Raw genomic sequence first — 18878 nt, 5'->3', positions numbered from 1 at the left:
TCCCGGGAAGGGCCCCCCCCGTTTCCACCCCCCACCCCCCCCCCCCGGAAACCCCGTGGGCAAAACCCCCCAAACGACGTTTTTTGCGCTGCGTGGCCCCCCCCCCCCCCCCCCGCTACGGCTCCGCGTACTACCTCGGCAAGGCCCGGGCCAGCGAGGCCGCCGACGAACTCTGGGCCGAAGCCGGAAAGGCCGGTTACCTGGGCGTCAACCTGCCGGCCGAGTACGGCGGCGGGGGCGGCGGCATCACCGACCTCGCCATCGTCCTGGAGGAACTCGGCACCGCCGGCTGCCCGTTGCTGTTGCTGATCGTCTCCCCGGCGATCTGCGGCACGGTCATCGCCCGCTACGGCACCGACGAGCAGAAGCGGCATTGGCTGCCCGGGCTGGCCGACGGCACCCGGAAGATGGCCTTCGGCATCACCGAGCCCGACGCCGGCTCCAACTCCCACCGCATCACCACCGTCGCCCGCCGCGACGGCGACGACTGGCTGCTCACCGGCCGCAAGGTGTTCGTCTCCGGGATCGACCACTGCGACGCCGTCCTGTTCGTCGCCCGCACCGAGGACGCACGCACCGGCAAGCTCAAGCCGGCTCTCTTCGTCGTCCCGCGTGAGACCCCCGGCTTCGAGTACCGCCCGATCCCGATGGAACTGGTCGCCCCGGAGAAGCAGTTCCAGGTCTTCCTGGACGACGTCCGGCTGCCCGCCGAGGCGCTGGTCGGCGACGAGAACGCCGGGCTGCTCCAGCTCTTCGCCGGCCTCAACCCCGAGCGGATCATGACCGCCGCCTTCTCGCTCGGCCTCGCCCGTCAGGCCCTCGGCAAGGCCGTCGGCTACGCCAAGGAGCGCACCGTCTGGTCGACCCCGATCGGCGCCCACCAGGGCCTCGCCCACCCGCTCGCCCAGTGCGCGGTGGAGATCGAACTGGCCCGGCTGATGACCCAGAAGGCCGGCCTGCTCTACGACGCGGGCGACGACCTCGCGGCCGGCGAGGCCGCCAACATGGCCAAGTACGCGGCCGGCGAGGCCGCCGCCCGGACCGTCGACCAGGCCGTGCAGACCCTCGGCGGCAACGGGCTCACCCAGGAGTACGGGCTGGCCACCCTGCTCGCCGCCACCCGGGTCGGCCGGGTGGCGCCGGTCAGCCGGGAGATGGTGCTCAACTACGTGGCCCAGCACACCCTCGGCCTGCCGAAGTCCTACTGACCGTCAGCCGGGCCCGGGTCACCGGACGGAGGAGAGATGGGCGAAGACCACCGTGTTGGACTCGTAGCCGGTGCGCCGGTCGAACCTGCCGCCGCAGGTGATGACCCGCAGCTCCGGCCGGTCGGTCGCGCCGTACACCAGGGCGTCCGGGAACTCCTTCTTGGCGAACACCCGTACCTGGTCGATGGTGAACACCGCCGTCCGCCGGTCCTTGCGGACCACCTCGACGGTGTCGCCGGCGCGCAGCAGGCCCAGCCGGTAGAAGACGGCCGGCCCGGTGCGGTTGTCGGCGTGCCCGATGGTGATCGCGTTGCCCTGCGCCCCCGGGGTGACGCCGTCGCGGTACCAGCCGGCCAGGTTGCGCTGGTCCATCGGCGGGGTGGCCAGGTGCAGGGCGGAGTCCAGGCCGAGGCCGACCACCGGGGCGTCCACCTTGATCGACGGAATCCTGATCCGGGTGGGCGCGGACACGGGCAGCGGCGCGTGCGTGGGCCGGGCGGGCTGCGGTGACGGCGGCCCGACCGCCGGTGCCGGTGCCGGGGCGGGGGCCGGTGCGGCAGCCGGAGCCGGCGGCAGCGGCGGGCCGTCGTTGCCCGCGCTCCCGTCCTGCACCAGCCACGCCCCGGCGGTCACCGCCACGGCGACGGCCCCGGCCGTCAGACGGCCGGGGCCGAGCCGCACGGGGCGGCGGTGCCGACGGTCAGGACTCGGCATTGCGTCCGGCGCGCCGGCGCAGCGTGCGGACGCCGAACCACGCCGAGGTGGCGATCAGCGCGGAGCCGCCGAGCATCTCCGCGCTGTTCGGCCCGGAGGTGCCGCCACCGCCGGTGCCGACCCCGCCGTGCGGCCCGCCGTCGGGCTTCGGCGAGCCGCTGGGCGGGCCGCCGTGGGAGGGCGAGGGCGACGGGCTGGGCGAGCCGCTCGGCGACGGCGAGCCGGACGGCGACGGCGAGGAGGAGGCGCACTGAACGTCGAACACCTTGTGCTTGGCGCTGCCGTTCTCGCCCACGAACGTCCAGTTGAGCTGGTAATGCCCGTCCGGCAGGCTGTAGGTGGACGTCGTCCCGCTGCCACTGGTCAGCACCAGGGCCCCGGCCAGGACCAGCGCGTTGCCGGTCGGCGGCTGCTGCTCGATGGTCCAGTTGACCAGCGTGATGGTGTCGAAGTTGAAGGCGTCCAGGTAGAACTGGCAGACCTTCGGGTCGTCGTCCTGGCTGTCCGGCGCGGTGGTGCTGTTGTGCACCTTGACGTCGCCGTTGTCGCCCGGCGCGGCGAGGGCGAGCGGCGCGGCGCCGAACGTCAGTGCGGCAGCCGCCGCGGTGGCGGCCATCAGCCGGCGGGGGGAGGGCAGCAGAAGGGCAGTGCGTCTCACAGTGAGGGTGCTCCCTGGTCGGGGGCCGCGCTCGGGGGCGGGCGGCCATGCGCACACCGTCCGGTCTGTCCGCCGGGCGCGGCAAGCGTGCCACGCGTGCTCCCCCGATCGTTCGTCACAATGGCGCAGCATCCCGCCACTGTCCGTATGCTCCTGTCCCGCGCACCCGGCCGGCCGCTCTCGGGGAGCCATCGCCGGGTACCCGATCGTGCGTCAACTACCTATTTGGAGGCACGCCTTGGTGTTCCGTAGTGAGTTCCCGGACGTCGCGATCGTCGACCTGCCGATCCATGACGCGGTGCTCGGCGAGGCCGAGCGCTACGGCGAGCGGCCGGCCCTGGTCGACGGTGTCACGGGGGAGACGGTCAGCCACGCCCGGCTCGGCGTGGCCGTGCGCCGGGTGGCCGCCGGACTGGCCGAGGCGGGCGTGCGCAAGGGCGACGTGGTGGCGCTGTTCAGCCCCAACACGATCGGCTACCCGATGGCCTTCTACGGCGCCACCCGGGCCGGCGCCACCGTCACCACCGTCTCGTCCCTCGCCACCCCCGGGGAGCTGGCCGGCCAGCTCGCCGACAGCGGCGCCCGCTGGCTGATCACCGTCTCGCCGTTCCTCGCCACCGCGCGCCAGGCCGCCGGGACGCTCGCCGCCGAGGGCCACCCGCCGGTCGAGCTGATCGTGCTGGACGGCGCCGAGGGCCACCGCTCGCTGGCCGACCTCCTCGCCGCCACCGGCCCGGCACCCGACGTCGCCATCGACCCCGGCGAGGACATCGCCGTGCTGCCCTACTCCAGCGGCACCACCGGGCTGCCCAAGGGCGTGATGCTCACCCACCGCTCGATCGCCACCAACCTGGCCCAGACCGACGCCCTCTACCACCCGGGGGAGGGGGAGCGGATCCTCGCCGTCCTGCCCTTCTTCCACATCTACGGCCTGGCCGCCCTGCTCAACCAGCCGCTGCGGTGCGGCGCCACCGTGGTGGTGCTGCCCCGCTTCGACCTGGAGCAGTTCTGCCGCACCATCGAGGAGCAACGTGTCCAGGCCCTGATCGTCGCCCCGCCGATCGCGCTCGCCCTCGCCAAGCACCCGATCGTCGACCGCTTCGACCTCTCCTCGGTCGAGTACCTGCTCTGCGCGGCCGCCCCGCTGGACAACGAGCTGGCCGCCGCCTGCGCCCGCCGGCTCGGCCTGCCGCGCGTCCTCCAGGGCTACGGCATGACGGAGCTGTCGCCCGTCTCGCACGTCGTCTCCCCGACGGAGTCCGACCCCTCGCCGGGCTCGGTCGGCCGGATCGTGCCCTCCACCGAGCTGCGCGTCACCGCGCTCGACGGCACCGCCGCCGACCTCGGCCCCGGCGAACGGGGCGAGCTGCTGATCCGCGGCCCGCAGGTGATGAAGGGCTACTTGGGCCGCCCCTCCGAGACGGCCGCCACCGTCGACGCCGACGGCTGGCTGCACACCGGCGACATCGGGTACGTGGACGAACGGGGCTACCTGTACATCGTCGACCGGGTGAAGGAGCTGATCAAGTACAAGGGGTACCAGGTCGCCCCCGCGGAGCTGGAGGCGCTGCTGCTGAGCCACCCCGGGATCGCCGACGCGGCGGTGATCGGCGTGACCGACGCGGAGGGCACCGAGCGCCCCAAGGCCTTCGTGGTCCGCGCCCCGGGCAGCACGCTCACCGAGGAGGAGGTCGCCGCCTTCGTGGCCGGGCACGTCGCGCCCTACAAGAAGGTGCGCGCGGTGGAGTTCCTGGACGCCGTCCCGAAGTCCCCCGCGGGCAAGATCCTCCGCCGCGAGCTGCGCGCCCGCGAGGCCGCCCGCTGACCCCGTGCCGGCCCCGGCGGAGCGGGCCGGCGAACCTGCCACCGAACCTGCCACCGAACCTGCCGGCGAACCTGCCACCGGGCAGCACCCGGAGATCTGCGAGGATCGACCCGCCGCGCCGCCCCACGAACAGGACCAGCCGCCGACGATGACCACCCACCCCGCCGCCCGCACCCCGCAGCAGGACCGCAGCCGCGCCACCCGGCAACGGCTGCTGGCGGCGGCCGTCGACTGCCTCGCCGAGGTCGGCTGGAACGGCTCCACCGTCAGCGTCGTCGCCGAGCGCGCCGGCGTCTCCCGAGGCGCGGCCCAGCACCACTTCCCGACCCGCGAGGACCTCTTCACCGCGGCCGTCGAGCACGTCACCGCCGAGCGGCTGGCAGCCGTCCGCGCCCACGCGGACGAGCTGCCGGCCGCCGGCCCCGACCGTACCGAGGCCGTCGTCGGGATGATCGTGCGCCTCTACACCGGCCCGCTGTTCCGCGCGGCCCTGCACCTGTGGGTCGCCGCCGCCACCGAGGAGCCGCTGCGCGAGCGCATCATCGCGCTGGAGGGCCATGTCGGCCGCGAGGCCCACCGGGCCGCCGTCGAGTTCCTCGGAGCCGACGAAACCGTGCCCGGCGTGCGCGAGACCGTCCAGGCCACCCTCGACATGGCGCGCGGTCTCGGACTGGCCAACCTGCTCACCGACGACAGCGCCAGACGATCCGGAGTGATCCGGCAGTGGGCAAGCGTTCTTGAGGGTACGCTGCGGCCGGTACGCCCATGACGCCCGTACACCCGGGCGCCCGGAACACCTCCTGACCAAGGGGTCGCCGGGCGGCCGATGTCCGTGCAGTCTGGAGAAGAACCCGGCCGGCACGGACCGCGAGGCCCGGCCCGGCCGGGCACGAGCCGAACCGGGGTGCTGCCTGATCATGCACGGACACGAGTGGGATGCGACCGACGCCGCCGGACCCGTACCGGGCGGAGCCCCCGCACGCCTGGACGGCCATCGCCTCGTCCCGCTCGCCACCGCCCTGCTCCAGGACGACGGGCTGATCCTGCACTGGAGCGAGGACGCCGAGGCGCTGCTCGGCTACTCCGCCGAGGAGGTCGTCGGCAGTTACGCCGCCCGGCTGCTCACCGACGAGAGCGACCGCCCCGAGGTGCTCGGCCTGTTCGAGCGCATCATGAGCGGCAAGGGCTGGTCCGGCGTCTTCCCGGTCCGCCACCGCGACGGCCACCTGGTCGAGCTGGAGTTCCGCACCTACCCGATAGCCGGCCCCGGCGGCACCCTGCTGCTGCTCGCCACCGCCTCCGACACCCAGGCCCTGCACCGTGTCGAGGCCGACCTCGCCGTCCTCGACGGCATCTTCGGCCGGTCCCCGATCGGCATGGCCGTCTACGACACCGACCTGCGGTACGTCCGGCTCAACGAGGCACTCGCCCGGATGAACGGCGTCCCCGTCGAGGAGCACCTCGGCCGTCGGATCAGCGCCGTCCTGCCCGGCCTCAACAGCGCCGAGATCGAACAGACCATGAGACAGGTGCTGGTCACCGGCCAGCCCGTGGTGGACGCCCGCTCGCACGGCCGCGTCCCCGGCGACCCGAAGCGCGACCGCGCCTGGTCGGCCTCCTACTTCCGCCTGGAGGACTCCACCGGCCGGGTCTTCGGCGTCTGCTCCTCCATCATCGACGTCACCGAGCGCTTCCAGGCCGAGGCCCGGGCCTCCCGCGCGCAGGAACGTCTCGCCACCATCGCCGAGGCCACCGCCCGGATCGGCACCACCCTCGACCTCCAGCGCACCGCTGAGGAACTGATCGAGGCCGTCGTCCCGCGGTTCGCCGACTTCGCCACCGTCGACCTGCTCGAACCCGTCCTGCGCGGCGCCGAACCGGCCCCCATCCCGGACGACCGCTCCGTCCAGCTGCGCGCCGTCGCCGTCGGCGAGTCCTACGAGTCCGGACTCGTCCACGCCGTCGACACCGTCGGCGAGGTCTCCGAGTACTCGCCCGACCGCAGCTACACCCAGTGCCTGCGCAGCGGCCGCCCGCTGCTGCGCGCCCACGTGGACGCGGAGGTGCTGCGCGGCCTGGTCGCCACCCCCGAGCGGGTCGGGCCCGGCATAGCCGCCGGCATCCACTCGTACCTGATGGTGCCGATGACCGCCCGCGGCATGGTGCTCGGCGGCGCCGAGTTCATCCGGATGCGCAACCCCGAGCCGTTCACCGCCGCCGACGTCGCCCTCGCCGAGGAGCTGGTCGCCCGCACCGCGCTCGCCATCGACAACGCCCGGCTCTACCGGCGCGAACGCGAGACCGCCCTCACCCTGCAGCGCAGCCTGCTGCCGCAGGAGATCCACCGCACCCTCGGCCTGGAGATCGCCTACCGCTACCTGCCAAGCAGTGTGGTCAGCGAGGTCGGCGGCGACTGGTTCGACGTCGTCCCGCTCTCCTGCGGCCGGGTCGCCCTGGTCGTCGGCGACGTCATGGGCCACGGAATCCGCGCCGCCGCCACCATGGGCCAGCTGCGGACCGTCGCCCGCACGCTGGCCACCCTGGACATGCCGCCCGAGCAGGTCCTCACCCGGCTGGACGAGACCGCCTCCGGTATCGGCGAGGGCCAGTTCGCCACCTGTATCTGCGCCGTCTACGACCCGCTGGAGCGCACCGTGCAGGTCGCCTCGGCCGGGCACCTGCCCCCGGTCTGGGTCAGCCCCGACGGCACCGCCCGCAGGATCGACGTCCCCCCGGGCGTGCCGCTCGGCGTCGGCGGCGTGGCCTTCGAGTCGATCGAGTTCACCCTCCCCGAGGGCGGCATGGTCACCCTCTACACCGACGGCCTGGTCGAGCGGCGCGGCCAGGACCTCGACGACGGCATCGACCTGCTCGCCGGCACCCTCTCCGGCCCCGGCCGCACCCTGGAGGAGAGCTGCGACGCCGTCCTCGGCGCGCTGGTCACCGACGGTACCGAGGACGACATCGCGATGATCATGGCCCGGGTGCTGCCGCTGCCCGCCGACCGGATCGCCACCCTCCCGCTCACCGGCGGCGGCCGCCTCCCCGGCAAGGCCCGCCGCTTCACCCGCGCCGCCCTCGACGGCTGGGGCCTGTCCGCCCTCTCCGACTACGCCGAGTTGCTGGTCAGCGAGCTGGTCACCAATGCCCTGCTGCACGCCGACGCCCCGCGCCGGCTCCGCCTCTTCCGCGACCGGGTGCTCACCGTCGAGGTCGCCGACGCCGGCGGGCAGACGCCCCAGCTGCGGCCGTTCGCCGAGCAGGACGAGGGCGGCCGCGGCATGTTCCTGGTCAGCGAGCTCGCCCAGCGCTGGGGCAGCCGGCTCACCCGCGACGGCAAGGTGGTCTGGGCCGAGCTGGAGCTCCCCTTCGGGACGGTCTGACGGCTCCCGGGTACGCGGGAACCCCGCGCCCGGTCGGGGCGCGGGGTTCGCGTGCGGTCAGGCGCCCACCTTCTCCGGCGCCTGCTCCGCCTGCTCCTGCTCCGAGTGCGTCGCCTGTTCCTGCTCCGCCTGCTCCTGCTCCGCCTGCTCGCGGTCCGCCCGCGGCAGCCCCTTCAGCAGCCGCCAGGCCAGCGCCGACGCGGCCAGCAGCAGCGCACCGGCCAGGACCGCCGCCACGTTCATGCCGTGCACGAAGGCGTCCCGGGCGCTGCCGAGCAGTGGCCCGGCCAGCGTCTGCGGCAGGCCGTGCGCGGCCTCGACGGCTCCGCCCAGCGACTCGCCGGCCCGGGCGGTGGCCTCCGCCCCGGCCTCGGCCGGGACGGTCAGACCGCCCGTGTACAGCGCGCCGACCACCGAGCCGACCAGCGCGATGCCGAGCGCGGTGCCCAGCTCGTACGCCGTCTCGGAGACGGCCGAGGCGGCGCCGGCCTTGTCGGCGGGCGCGGCGCCCAGTACCAGGTCGGCTCCGAGCGTGTAGACCACGCCCTCGGCGGTGCCGACGATCAGGAAGGCGGCGGCCAGCAGCAGGTATGTGGTGTCCTGGTGCACCCAGCCGATCAGGCCGATGCCGGTGCCCATGGCGAGCAGACCGAGCGTCAGCGCGGCCCGGGCGCCGGTCCGGCGGGCCAGCCGGGCGGTCAGCAGCCCGCCGACCACCGCACCGGCGAAGGCCGGCAGCTCGGCCAGGCCGGCCTTGAGTGGCTCGTACCCGCGGACGAGCTGCAGGTACTGGGAGGTCACGAAGACGACGCCGGAGAGCCCGATCAGCGCGGTGAGCGAGGCCAGCACGGCCCCGGTGAAGCGGCGGTCGGCGAAGAGCCGGACGTCCAGCAGCGGGGTGGGCAGCCGCAGCTGGCGGCGGACGAACACGGTCAGCGCGGCGGCGCCCAGCACGGCCGCGACCGGCACGTCCCAGCGGGCCACGCCGTGGGCCGCGGCCTCCTTGATCGCGTAGACCACGCCGATCACACCGGCCAGCGACAGCACCACGCTCAGCACGTCCCAGCGGCCCGGCTTCGGGTCCTTGGACTCGGGCAGCAGCCAGGCGCCGAGGACGAGCAGCAGGACCAGCACCGGGATGTTCAGCAGGAACACCGAGCCCCACCAGAAGTGCTCCAGCAGCACCCCGCCGACCACCGGGCCGAGCGCGGCGCCGGCGGTGGCGGCCGCGCCCCAGATGCCGATCGCGGTGGCCCGCTCGCGGTCGTCCGGGAAGAGGGAGCGGATCAGCGACAGGGTGGACGGCATGATGGTCGCCCCGGCCACGCCGAGCAGCGCGCGGGCCAGGATCAGCCAGCCGGCGCTCGGTGCGTAGGCGGCCAGCAGCGAGGCGGCGCCGAACGCGCTGGAGCCGGCCAGCAGCAGCTTCTTGCGGCCGATCCGGTCGCTCAGCGAGCCCATGCTGACCAGCAGGCCGGCCAGCACGAAGGAGTACGCGTCGCCGATCCAGAGCAGTTGGGTGCCGCTCGGGCGCAGCGTCTCGCTGATCGACGGTATGGCGAGGGAGAGGACGGTCGCGTCGACGGCGACCAGGGTGACGGCCAGGACGAGGACGGCGAGGCCGGTCCAGCGCTGGCGGGGGCGGGCAAGGACGGTGCTGCTCATGGGTATCGGTTTCCGGCCGCTGTTCCGAGGGCCTGTGATCCGAGGTGCTGTGGGTGGGGGCTGGTGGGGCCAGGGCTTGTCCGACAAGCCCTACGGGCGGCGCAGGGCGCCGCCGAGGAAGAGCTCGGCGAGCGAGAACGCGGCGTCGCGCGGGGCGAGCCGGCCGTCCTGGATGGCCCAGCCGATGCCGGCCACCAGGTCGAAGAAGGCCTCGCTGAGCCAGCCGGCGGAGAGCTCGATGCGGAAGACGCCCTGCTGCTGGCCGCGTAGGAAGAGGGCGTGCAGCCGGGAGATCTGCGACTCCCAGAGGTCGTTGATCTCGTCGTCGTCGTAGAGCTGGTTCTCGCCGGCCAGGAAGGCGCAGAGCGCGGCGTCCGGGACGGTGGCGTCGACCAGGCGGCGCAGCGCGGTGTGCGCGTCGCCGTCCTCGACGGCGGCGGCGTCCAGCGCGGCCCCGAACCGCTGCAGGCCGAGCAGGCCGACCTCGCGGATCAGCGCCTCCCGGCCGGGGAAGAGCCGGTGCAGGGTGGCGCGGCTGATGCCCGCGGCGCGGGCGATCTCGTCGAGGTGGGCGGTGGGGCGGCGGGAGAGCACGCCCACGGCGGCTTCGAGGACGGAGTCGCGGTCGGTGGCCATAGGAGGAGTGTACGTCAAATGAGACATGGATGTCTCAATCATTTCTCGGGCGACTCACCTGAGGCGGGAGGGTCCGGTGTGACGGCAGCAAAAAACCGGGGACGGCGGTGCCGTCCCCGGTCGTGCGCGTGGTGCGTCCAGCCGGCTCTGCTCGGGCCTGCGCGTGCTCAGGCCCGGCTCTGCTCAGGCCCGGTCGTGCTCAGGCCTGGTTGTGCTCAGCTCTGGTTGTAGAAGCCGGTGTCGTCCAGCGGGCGGTCGATCACCATGACCTCGACGTTCGCCGGGGTGAGCAGGAACACCCGGCGGGCGATCCGCTCGATGCCGCCGCAGGTGCCGAAGATCAGGCCGGAGGCGAAGTCGACCATGCGCTTGGCCTCGGCCTCCTCCATCTCGGTGAGGTCCATGACCACGGGCGTGCTCGCTCGGATGTGCTCGCCGACCGTCCGGGCGGCCTCGAAGCCCGTCGGCCGCAGGGAGACGATCTTCGTGGGAGCCGGGGAGGACGGTACCGTCTCCTGCTCGATCCACTCGTCGTCGTACACCGCGGCCGGGTAGTTCCCGGAGGGCATCAGCCACCCGTTGTGGTGCTCGTCGCGAAGTGCTCCCATGCCGCGCCTCCCTGCCTCGTTCCGTACAGGTCCCCCGGTGCGCGTGTCCTTTTGACACGTCATCCACTCGTCGGAACTGTCCGAGTATCGCACTGATCACCGGTCCCGTGCCCGCTCGCGACCCCCGTACGAGTCGTGCCGCGCCGGAAACCCGGGCGAACCCGGGCAACTGATGCGACGCAGCCGGACGGCGGATGGTTGCGCGCGTAGACCATATCGGTCGCGGTCACCGCTTAATTGACCTTCTGTCAACAATGCGGGAACGATTTCACTCGCCGGTCGTGCCGTCCACCAGCTCCCGCAGCAGGTCGGCGTGGCCGTTGTGCCGGGCGTACTCCTCGATCATGTGTACCAGGATCCAGCGGAGCGTCACCTGCTCGCCCCGGCGGTCGCGCTTGCCCACCGTCTCCAGCGGCAGGCCCTCGCAGGCCGCGCGGGCCGCCGCGATCTGGGCCTGCCAGGTGGCGAAGTCCGCCTCGGCGTCGGCGGTGTCCAGCAGGTCGAAGTCGCCGTCGGGGTGCTCCTTGCTCCAGTAGAGGCCGTCGGGGCCGGTCTCCTCGCCGAGCAGGATGGCGCGGAACCAGAAGCGCTCCACCTCGGCCATGTGCCGGACCAGGCCGAGCAGGGAGAGCGAGGACGGCGGGACGGAGCGCAGCCGCAGCTGGTCGGCGCTCAGGCCCTCGCACTTGACGGCGAGGGTGGCACGGTGGAAGTCCAGCCAGGCGGTCAGCATGGCGGCCTCGTCCGCGGCGAACGGGGGCTCGGACCGGGGGGTGGCGGTCGTCACGGGGGTTGTCATGGCGGTCATCCTGGCGCAGGGGTGCGGCGGAAGCCACCGAATAGTCGGCGGGGCGCGCGCGGCGCCGGGGTGCGGCCGGACTGGCGGGCGCTCAGGCGGTGGCCGAGCGCCGCCGGGAGGCGGCCCGCCAGAGCGAGACCAGGCTCACCACGACCAGGACGGCGATCGCCCCGGCCGACACCAGGAACGCGGCCGACCCGGGCTCTCCCGCGCTGGCCGCCGCCGTCACGTAGACCGCCGTGGTCGGGACGACGCCCAGGGCGGTCGCGGCCAGGAACGGCAGGAACCGTACGCCGGAGAAGGCCGCGCCGTAGTTGCCGGCCTGGAACGGCAGTCCGGGCAGCAGGCGCAGCAGCAGTACGCTGCGGAACCCCTGCTCGGTGAACCGCCGGTCCAGCGCCGTCAGCATCCGCCCGCGGAGGTAGGGCCGGAGCGCCTCGCGCCCGAGCAGCCGCCCGAGCACGAAGGCCATCGCGGCCCCGAGCGTCGTCCCCAGCACGGCCAGCAGTACGCCCTGCTGGATGCCGAGCAGCAGCCCGGCCGCCGCGTTCAGTGCCGGGCGCGGAACGAAGGCGAGTGTCCCCACCGCGTAGACGGCGGTGAACGCGGGCGCCAGCCAGTACCCCGGCACCCCGGCGGGGAGTCCGCCGGACAGCAGCGCCGTCGGGCTCCAGAGCAGCAGTGAGCCGGCCGCCGCCGCGAGGATCACCACCAGCAGGGCGAACCGCAGCCGCGTCGAGCGCAGCGGCGGGCGCGGGGCGGTGTCGGAGGGCTTCGGCGGGGCCGGCGATGCGGGTGCGGCGGCCGAAGCGGGCGATGCGGGCACGGCCCGAGCCTAACCGGTGGACGGACCTGCCCCGTTCGAGGCCCGGGTCGGGACCCGGGCTGGCCGGCGGGCCGGCGGGGGCGGGCTATTGCGGTGACAACGCCTTCGCGCTCCCGGCGGCCTTCTCCCGGCGGCCGGCGCCGTCCGGGAGGTCCGGCTCGGCGAGGCGCAGCGCGCCCGCGCTCAGCAGCAGGGCGAAGGCGAGGGCGGTGACCACTCCGAAGGAGACGGTGAGCGAGGTGGCCTGGGCGAGCCCGCCGACGATCGCGGGGGCGACCAGGCCGGAGGTGTAGGTGACGGTGGCCACGCCCGCGATGGCCTGGCTGGGGTTGGTGCCGATCCGGCCGGCGGCGGCGAAGGCCAGCGGCACGATCACCGCGATCCCGATGCCGATCAGCGCGAAGCCGGAAATGGCCAGCGCCGGGGTGTCCGCGCCGACCACCAGCAGGCCGCCCGCGGTGGCGACGGCGCCGCCGAGCCTCGTCGCCCGGACGGCCCCGAGCCGGCGGATCGCCGCGTCGCCGGCCAGCCGGCTGACCGCCATGGTGAGCGAGAACGCCGTGTAGGAGGCGGCCGCCAGGGTGGCCGAGGCACCGGTGACGTCCTTGAGGTAGACGCCGCTCCAGTCCATCGACGCGCCCTCGGCGAACACCGCGCAGAAGCCGACCAGCCCGATCACCAGCGAGCTGCGCGGCGGCAGCGCGAACCGCGGCGGCGCCTCGGCGTCCTCGGCCGCCCGGAAGTCGGGCAGGCCCCGGCAGACCGGCTGGGCCAGGGCGGTCAGCACCAGCGCGGTGACCAGCAGCTGGATCCGGGCGTCCAGGTCCTGGTGGGCGGCGAGGATGCCGAAGCCGGAGGCGAGCAGCCCGCCGACGCTCCACATGCCGTGCAGCCCGGACATGATCGAGCGGCCGAGCCGCTGCTCGATCTCGACGCCCTGCGCGTTCATCGCCACGTCCGCCATGCCGGCCGTCGCGCCGTAGACGAACAGCACCGCGCAGAGGGCGGGGAGCGAGGGGGCGAGGGCGGGCAGGGCCAGCGCCAGGCACCAGAGGGTGAGGAGTCCGCGCACCGCGGCCCGCCCGCCGAAGCGGTGGACGAACCGGCCGGCCAGCGGCATCGCGAGGAACGAGCCGATCGCGGGCATCACCAGGGCCAGGCCGAGCTGGCCGGGGGAGAGGTCGAGGCGGTCCTGGATCCACGGGATCCGGGTGACGAAGGTGCCGCCGACGGCGCCGTGCACGGCGAACACCAGGGCGACGGCCGTCCTGGCCCGGCGGGGCCGCTCCAGGGTGTCGGGGCCGGCCGGGTCGCGGCGTGGTCCTGCGGTCGGTGTCTCGGTCATCCGGTCTTCCCTCCCGGCCGCGCCCAGGCGCGGCGGTGCCCTGTGGGTGGTTTCCGCACATAGGTGTCCTGCCCATATGTGCCCAGCGCGACGTGGTTCGTGTGCAGCGCCGCGGTTCGATAAATTATCAGGAAGGGACCCTGATAGAAACACTCTGGAAGGATGCACTTCCATGACCACCGTGCGTACGGCCACGCCCAGCACCGCCCGGGCGATCAACGACCGGCTGGCGCTCAACCTGCTCCTGGAGCAGGGACCACTGACCGCGACCGAGCTGCGCGGCCTCACCGGGCTCTCCCGGCCCACCGTCGCCGACCTGCTCGAACGCCTCCAGCGCGCCGGCCTGGTCGCCGTGGTCGGCGAACGCGGGGAGCAGCGGCGCGGTCCCAACGCCCGGCTCTACGCACTGGTGGCCTCCCGGGCGCACATCGGCGCCATCGACGTCCGCTCCGGCGGCGTCAGCCTGGTCGTCGCGGACCTCGCCGGGCAGACGCTGGCGGCGGCGGATCTCGCCGTCGAGGGCAATGGCGGGAGCGGCACGGCGGCCCGGATCGTTCGGACCCTGCTCGACACCGCCCGCCAGGCCGGCGTCGAGCAGCTGCACACCGTCGCCGTCGGCGCCCCCGGCCTGGTCGACCCCGCCACCGGCCGGCTCAGCAGCACCGGCTCGCTGCCCGCCTGGCACGCCGAACTGCTCACCGCCCTGCGCGAGCTGCCCGGCACCGACGTGATCCTCGAGAACGAGGTCAACCTCGCCGGCCGCGCCGAGTACCGGACCGGCGCCGCCCGGGGCCAGGACACCTTCGTCCTGGTCTGGCTCGGCCACAGCGTCGGCGCCGCCGTGATCATCGACGGACGGCTGCGCCGCGGCGCCTCCGGCGGCACCGGCGAGATCTGCTTCCTGCCGGTGCCGGGCACCGTCGCCCTGCCCAGCTCCACCGACTGCGAGGGCGGCTTCCACGGCCTGGTCGGCAGCGCCGCCGTCTGCGCCCTGGCCCGCGCCCACGGCCTGCCGGCCGGCCCGGCCGACGACGCGCCCGCCGCCGAAGCCGCCGTCCGGGCCGCGCTCGACGCCGTCGCCGACGGGCAGCCGGGCGGGCCGTTCCTGGACGAGCTGGCCGGGCGGATCGCCGTCGGCACCGCCGCCGTGTGCGTGGTCCTCGACCCGGGCTGCGTCGTGCTCGGCGGCGAGATCGGCCGGGCCGGCGGCGCCGAACTGGCCCGCCGGGTCGAGCACCGGCTCGCCGGGCTCTCCCCGCTGCGCACCGAGGTCCGGGCCGGGACGGCCGGCGGCGGAGCGGTGCTCGGCGGCGCCGTCCTCACCGCCGGCGACGCCGTCCGGCGGGACCTCTTCGGCGAGCCGTAGCGAGCCGCACAGCGGGCCCCGGTGCGACGGCCGGCCGGGCAGCGCCGCCGCGGCGGGTGCTCCGCTTGGCCGGGCGGGCCCCCGGTGCGGCAGGATGGCGGCGACGGTCGGCCAGTGCCGCCGTCGCCTGTCGTCACACCGAAGTGCTGCCGAAGACCGGCGTGGCAGCGGAGTCCGCCGTGCCACCGAACCACCGTCAGGAGTCGTACATGGGCCAGCCCGAGGGACCGGTCAACCCGTACCGGATCGGCGAGGCGGCGGCGATGCTCGGCGTGAGCGCCGACACCATGCGGCGCTGGGTGGACGCGGGCCGGGTCGCCGCCGAGCGGGACGAGCACGGCCACCGGATCATCCCCGGCGCCGAGCTGGCCGCCTTCGCCCGGGAGCTGGCCCGCCCGGAGAACGCCGAGGCGGAGGGGCGGCCGTCCTCGGCCCGCAACCGGTTCCCGGGCATCGTCACCCATGTGGTGCTCGGCGACGTCGCCGCGCAGGTGGAGATCCAGGCCGGGCCGTTCCGGGTGGTCTCACTGATCAGCCGGGAGTCGGCGGAGGAGCTCAACCTGGTGCCCGGGGCGCCCGCGACGGCGGTCATCAAGTCGACCAATGTGATGATCGAAAGGCGCTGAGCCGCCCTCTGCCGCCGAGGCCCCGCCGGTGCCTCTGAGGGCCCCACCGAGGCATTTCGGAGCCCGACCGACACTTTTTCAGAGCCCGACCGACGCCCTGCAGAGCCCCGCCGACGAGAGGACCGTCGACCGATGCCCCATCCGCCACTGCCGTCCACCCAGAGCGCCGTGTTCGCGGTCGAGGCGATGGCCGCCCGGCACGGCCGCGAGGTCCGGGCCGGTCACGACATCGGCCGCGACCAGACCTTCGCCGGCCTGGTCGGCGGGGGCGTCGCTAGCGAAGACGAACTCGACGCGATACCCCACGAGGCGCTGCTGGAGATCACCGGCCGGCCCGAGATCACCGTCCGGCTCTTCGTCCACGACGAGGTGGTGGTCACCGTCGAGGGCATCGCCTTCGACGTGCCGCGCGACAGCGTGCCGGCGTTCCTCGACTCGGTCTGGAGCGGCCTGGTCCAGGTCAGGCAGCGGACCTTCCCGCCGTCCTGCACGCTGATCGTCACCGTGCCGGGCGAGGCCCCCTACCGCGAGGCCGTCACCCACCACCACCACTCCCCGTGGCTCGCGGGGCTGATCCGGTGAACCCCGCCACCTTGCCGAGCACTCCACCCCAGACCCCGACGAAGGCCCCGAGGACCGCCACCGCCGTGAACGCACCGAACCCCGCCGACCGCCGCCCCGTCCTCGCCGTCGCCCACCGCGGCGACCCCTACCGGTACCGCGAGAACACCCTGCCCTCCGTCGAGTCCGCGCTCGCCGCCGGCGCCGACGCCGTCGAGGTCGACGTCCGGCTCACCCGCGACGGCGTGCCCGTCCTGCTCCACGACGAGACCCTCGAACGCCTCTGGGGCGACCCGCGCCCGCTGCGCCGGGTCACCCTCGACCAGCTGGACGAGCTGCGCGACGGCGACCTCGCCGTCCCCACCCTGGCCGAGGCGGTCAAGACCGCCGCCGCCACCCCGGCCGCCCGGCTGCTGATCGACCTGGACGACCCGCACCCCGCCGCCGCCACCTGGCAGGCCGTCACCGGCCTCGGCGCCGAGCAGCGGGTCGCCTTCTGCGGCCCCGCCACCGCGATGCTCGCCGTCCGCGCCCTCGCCCCGGACGCCGAGATCGCGCTCACCTGGAAGCAGCCGCGGCTGCCCGCCCGCGCCCTGCTGGACGACCTGCGCCCGCGCTACCTCAACCCGCCGTTCGGCCTCGCCACCCCCGAGTTCACCGCCGCCGCCCACGACGCCGGGCTGGCCGTCTCCACCTGGACCGCCGACCTGCGCCGCACCATGCGCCGGCTCCGCTCGGCTGGCGTGGACTCGATCACCACCAACCGGATCGGCGTGCTGCGCTCCGTCCTGGACGGCCGCCGGTGACCTCACCGGACGTCCTGGGCCCCCGCGCGCTCGGCCGCGCCCTGCTGGCCCGTCAGCACCTGCTCACCCGCGCCACCATGCCGGCCGCCGACCTGGTCCACCACCTCGGCGGGCTCCAGGCACAGGCCGCACCGCAGCCGCCCTACCTCGGCCTGCTCTGCCGGCTGGAGGGATTCGCCGCCGAGGAGCTCACCGCGCTGATCGAGCAGCGCCGGGTGGTCCGAATCGCCCTCCAGCGCAGCACCATCCACCTGGTCACCGCCGACGACTGCCTGACCCTGCGTCCGCTCGTCCAGCCCGTGCTCGACCAGGGCCTGCGCGGCAACTACGGCAAGCGGCTGGCCGGCCTCGACCTCGACGTGCTCGCCGACGAGGCCCGCGCCCTGGTCGAGGCGGAGCCGCGCACCTTCCAGCAGCTCGGCCCGCTGCTCGCCGCCACCCGCCCCGGCCGCGACCCGGCCGCGCTGGCCCAGGCAGCGCGCTGCCTGCTGCCGCTGGTCCAGGTCCCGCCGCGCGGCCTCTGGGGCCGGGGTGGCGCCGCCGCGCACACCACCGCCGAGCACTGGCTCGGCCGCCCCCTCGACCCGGCCCCCTCGCCGGACGGCCTGGCCCTGCGCTACCTCGCCGCCTTCGGCCCGGCCACCGCCGCCGACCTGCAGAAGTGGTGCGGCCTCAGCCGGCTCGGCCCGGTGCTGAAGCGGCTCGCCCCGGGCCTGCTCACCTTCCGCGACGAGCACGGCCGGCTGCTCTACGACCTGCCCGACGCGCCCCGGCCCGACCCGTCCGTGCCGGCGCCGGTCCGGCTGGTCGCCCCGTTCGACAACCTGGTGCTCTCGCACGCCGACCGCAGCCGCGTCCTGCCCGAGGAGTACCGGCCCCGGCTGATGACGCCGAACGGCATCGTGCTCGGCATCCTGCTGGTGGACGGCCTGGTCGCCGGCGACTGGCAGCTCGTGGAGGGCGGCCGGGGCGAGGAGCGCGCGGTCGTGATCCGCCCGTACGCGGTGCTGCGCCGGGCCGACCAGCAGGCGGCGGAGGCCGAGGCACAGCGGGTGCTGGCCTTCGCGGGCGGCGGGGCGGTCCGGTTCGAGGAGGCGGAGTAGTACAGGAGACGGCGTGGCGCGGGGCGGCGGCGTGGCGCGGGTGTTCGGGCCTCGTGCGGGTGTGCGGGCCCGGGGTCTCGATGGGGTGAGGCTCCGGCGGTTCCTCCGTGTACGGCCGGGGTGCCGCCGCTTGAATCGACTCGCCCAGTAGTCGGCGGTGCCCGCACGGCGCCGCCCGCCAGAGTGGAGTCGACCGTGGCACTTGTACCGAACGGCATCTACGGCATCAGCAAGTCGAACGAGCAGTTGCTCTCGCTGGCGGGGGCCAAGGAGCCCGTGGTCCTCATCCCGCCGGCGGGAGGCGAGGTGGAGGCACAGTCGTGGGAGGTGGAGGAGCTGGACAACGGCAACGTCCTGCTCCGCAACCAGCGGCATCGCACCTTCGCGGGCTACGAGGGCTACCCGCAGGAGAACACGGAGGTCGTCGGTTCGTCCGAGGCCCGGGAGTGGGAGCTCCGCCCGGTGGGGGGCGCGGACGACTTCCTGTGCCGCCTGGTCGTCCCCGGCGGTCCGGTCGAGGGCGAGGAGTTGGTTCTCGACATCAGCGTGCTGGACATCTTCCCGACCCGGATCGCGCTGCGACCGCTGGACGCCAGGGACCCGCAGCAGGCCTGGGACTTCCTGATCCACCTGCCGTAGGTGTGGTCGGCGGGGGGGGGGGGGGGGGGGGGGGGGGGGGGGGGAGGGGGGGGGGGGGGTGGGGGGGGGGGGGGGGGGGGTGGGAGAGTGTTCTGAGGGGGGGGGAAGGG

18 protein-coding genes are annotated in these 18878 nt (G+C 74.6%); 10 read left to right on the top strand and 8 right to left on the bottom strand.

Annotation, left to right across the window (positions count from 1 at the left end; genetic code table 11):
- Positions 1-92: 92 nt before the first annotated feature.
- Positions 93-1208 (top strand): acyl-CoA dehydrogenase family protein, encoded by a 1116-nt coding sequence (locus ACZ6NC_RS18405; RefSeq protein WP_465733946.1) that lies wholly within the window; start codon positions 93-95, stop codon positions 1206-1208.
- Between the two features lie 18 nt (positions 1209-1226).
- Here ACZ6NC_RS18405 and ACZ6NC_RS18400 read toward each other — a convergent pair whose 3' ends face one another.
- Positions 1227-1889 (bottom strand): class F sortase, encoded by a 663-nt coding sequence (locus ACZ6NC_RS18400; protein WP_465733944.1) that lies wholly within the window; start codon positions 1887-1889, stop codon positions 1227-1229.
- Between the two features lie 19 nt (positions 1890-1908).
- A complete protein-coding gene (locus ACZ6NC_RS18395) occupies positions 1909-2580 on the bottom strand; it encodes a hypothetical protein (RefSeq protein ID WP_465733942.1) in 672 nt (223 codons plus the stop codon).
- A gap of 238 nt (positions 2581-2818) precedes the next feature.
- Between ACZ6NC_RS18395 and ACZ6NC_RS18390 the strand changes: the two genes are divergently transcribed.
- From ACZ6NC_RS18390 to ACZ6NC_RS18380, 3 genes are all read left to right on the top strand, one after another.
- The gene (locus ACZ6NC_RS18390) at positions 2819-4405 is read left to right on the top strand and encodes a 4-coumarate--CoA ligase family protein (RefSeq protein WP_465733940.1); all 1587 of its coding nucleotides are present in this window, start codon (positions 2819-2821) and stop codon (positions 4403-4405) included.
- Between the two features lie 148 nt (positions 4406-4553).
- Positions 4554-5174 (top strand): TetR/AcrR family transcriptional regulator, encoded by a 621-nt coding sequence (locus tag ACZ6NC_RS18385; RefSeq protein WP_465733938.1) that lies wholly within the window; start codon positions 4554-4556, stop codon positions 5172-5174.
- Between the two features lie 148 nt (positions 5175-5322).
- A complete protein-coding gene (locus ACZ6NC_RS18380; RefSeq protein WP_465733936.1) occupies positions 5323-7788 on the top strand; it encodes a SpoIIE family protein phosphatase in 2466 nt (821 codons plus the stop codon).
- Between the two features lie 57 nt (positions 7789-7845).
- On the opposite strand, the gene ACZ6NC_RS18375 is transcribed toward ACZ6NC_RS18380, so the two are convergent.
- The 6 genes from ACZ6NC_RS18375 to ACZ6NC_RS18350 form a co-directional block, all read right to left on the bottom strand.
- Complete coding sequence (locus ACZ6NC_RS18375; RefSeq protein WP_465733934.1) at positions 7846-9453, bottom strand: MFS transporter; 1608 nt, start codon at positions 9451-9453, stop codon at positions 7846-7848.
- Between the two features lie 90 nt (positions 9454-9543).
- Complete coding sequence (locus ACZ6NC_RS18370; protein ID WP_465733932.1) at positions 9544-10089, bottom strand: TetR/AcrR family transcriptional regulator; 546 nt, start codon at positions 10087-10089, stop codon at positions 9544-9546.
- A gap of 215 nt (positions 10090-10304) precedes the next feature.
- A complete protein-coding gene (locus tag ACZ6NC_RS18365) occupies positions 10305-10697 on the bottom strand; it encodes a cell division protein SepF (protein WP_465733930.1) in 393 nt (130 codons plus the stop codon).
- A gap of 268 nt (positions 10698-10965) precedes the next feature.
- Entirely contained in the window at positions 10966-11505 is a 540-nt protein-coding gene (locus ACZ6NC_RS18360) for a DinB family protein (protein ID WP_465733928.1), read from the bottom strand.
- A gap of 82 nt (positions 11506-11587) precedes the next feature.
- Positions 11588-12322 (bottom strand): TVP38/TMEM64 family protein, encoded by a 735-nt coding sequence (locus ACZ6NC_RS18355; RefSeq protein ID WP_465733926.1) that lies wholly within the window; start codon positions 12320-12322, stop codon positions 11588-11590.
- Positions 12323-12407: 85 nt separating this feature from the next.
- Positions 12408-13667, bottom strand: a complete 1260-nt coding sequence (locus ACZ6NC_RS18350; RefSeq protein WP_465733924.1) for an MFS transporter — start codon at positions 13665-13667, stop codon at positions 12408-12410.
- A 172-nt stretch (positions 13668-13839) separates the two neighbouring features.
- Between ACZ6NC_RS18350 and ACZ6NC_RS18345 the strand changes: the two genes are divergently transcribed.
- From ACZ6NC_RS18345 to ACZ6NC_RS18320, 6 genes are all read left to right on the top strand, one after another.
- Positions 13840-15033, top strand: a complete 1194-nt coding sequence (locus ACZ6NC_RS18345) for an ROK family transcriptional regulator (RefSeq protein ID WP_465733922.1) — start codon at positions 13840-13842, stop codon at positions 15031-15033.
- A gap of 209 nt (positions 15034-15242) precedes the next feature.
- Positions 15243-15659: a TOBE domain-containing protein gene (locus ACZ6NC_RS18340; RefSeq protein ID WP_465733920.1), complete on the top strand. Its 417-nt coding sequence runs from the start codon at positions 15243-15245 to the stop codon at positions 15657-15659.
- 132 nt (positions 15660-15791) lie between these two features.
- Positions 15792-16241: a hypothetical protein gene (locus tag ACZ6NC_RS18335; protein ID WP_465733918.1), complete on the top strand. Its 450-nt coding sequence runs from the start codon at positions 15792-15794 to the stop codon at positions 16239-16241.
- 65 nt (positions 16242-16306) lie between these two features.
- Entirely contained in the window at positions 16307-17026 is a 720-nt protein-coding gene (locus ACZ6NC_RS18330) for a glycerophosphodiester phosphodiesterase (protein WP_465733916.1), read from the top strand.
- Entirely contained in the window at positions 17023-18129 is a 1107-nt protein-coding gene (locus ACZ6NC_RS18325) for a winged helix DNA-binding domain-containing protein (RefSeq protein WP_465733914.1), read from the top strand. The genes ACZ6NC_RS18330 and ACZ6NC_RS18325 overlap by 4 nt, the downstream gene beginning before the upstream one ends.
- A 195-nt stretch (positions 18130-18324) precedes the next feature.
- Entirely contained in the window at positions 18325-18768 is a 444-nt protein-coding gene (locus ACZ6NC_RS18320) for a hypothetical protein (protein ID WP_465733912.1), read from the top strand.
- Positions 18769-18878: the final 110 nt, after the last annotated feature.

The sequence above is a fragment of the Kitasatospora sp. NPDC041988 genome, from assembly GCF_055588525.1.
This window is presented reverse-complemented; position numbering and strand designations above follow the sequence as displayed.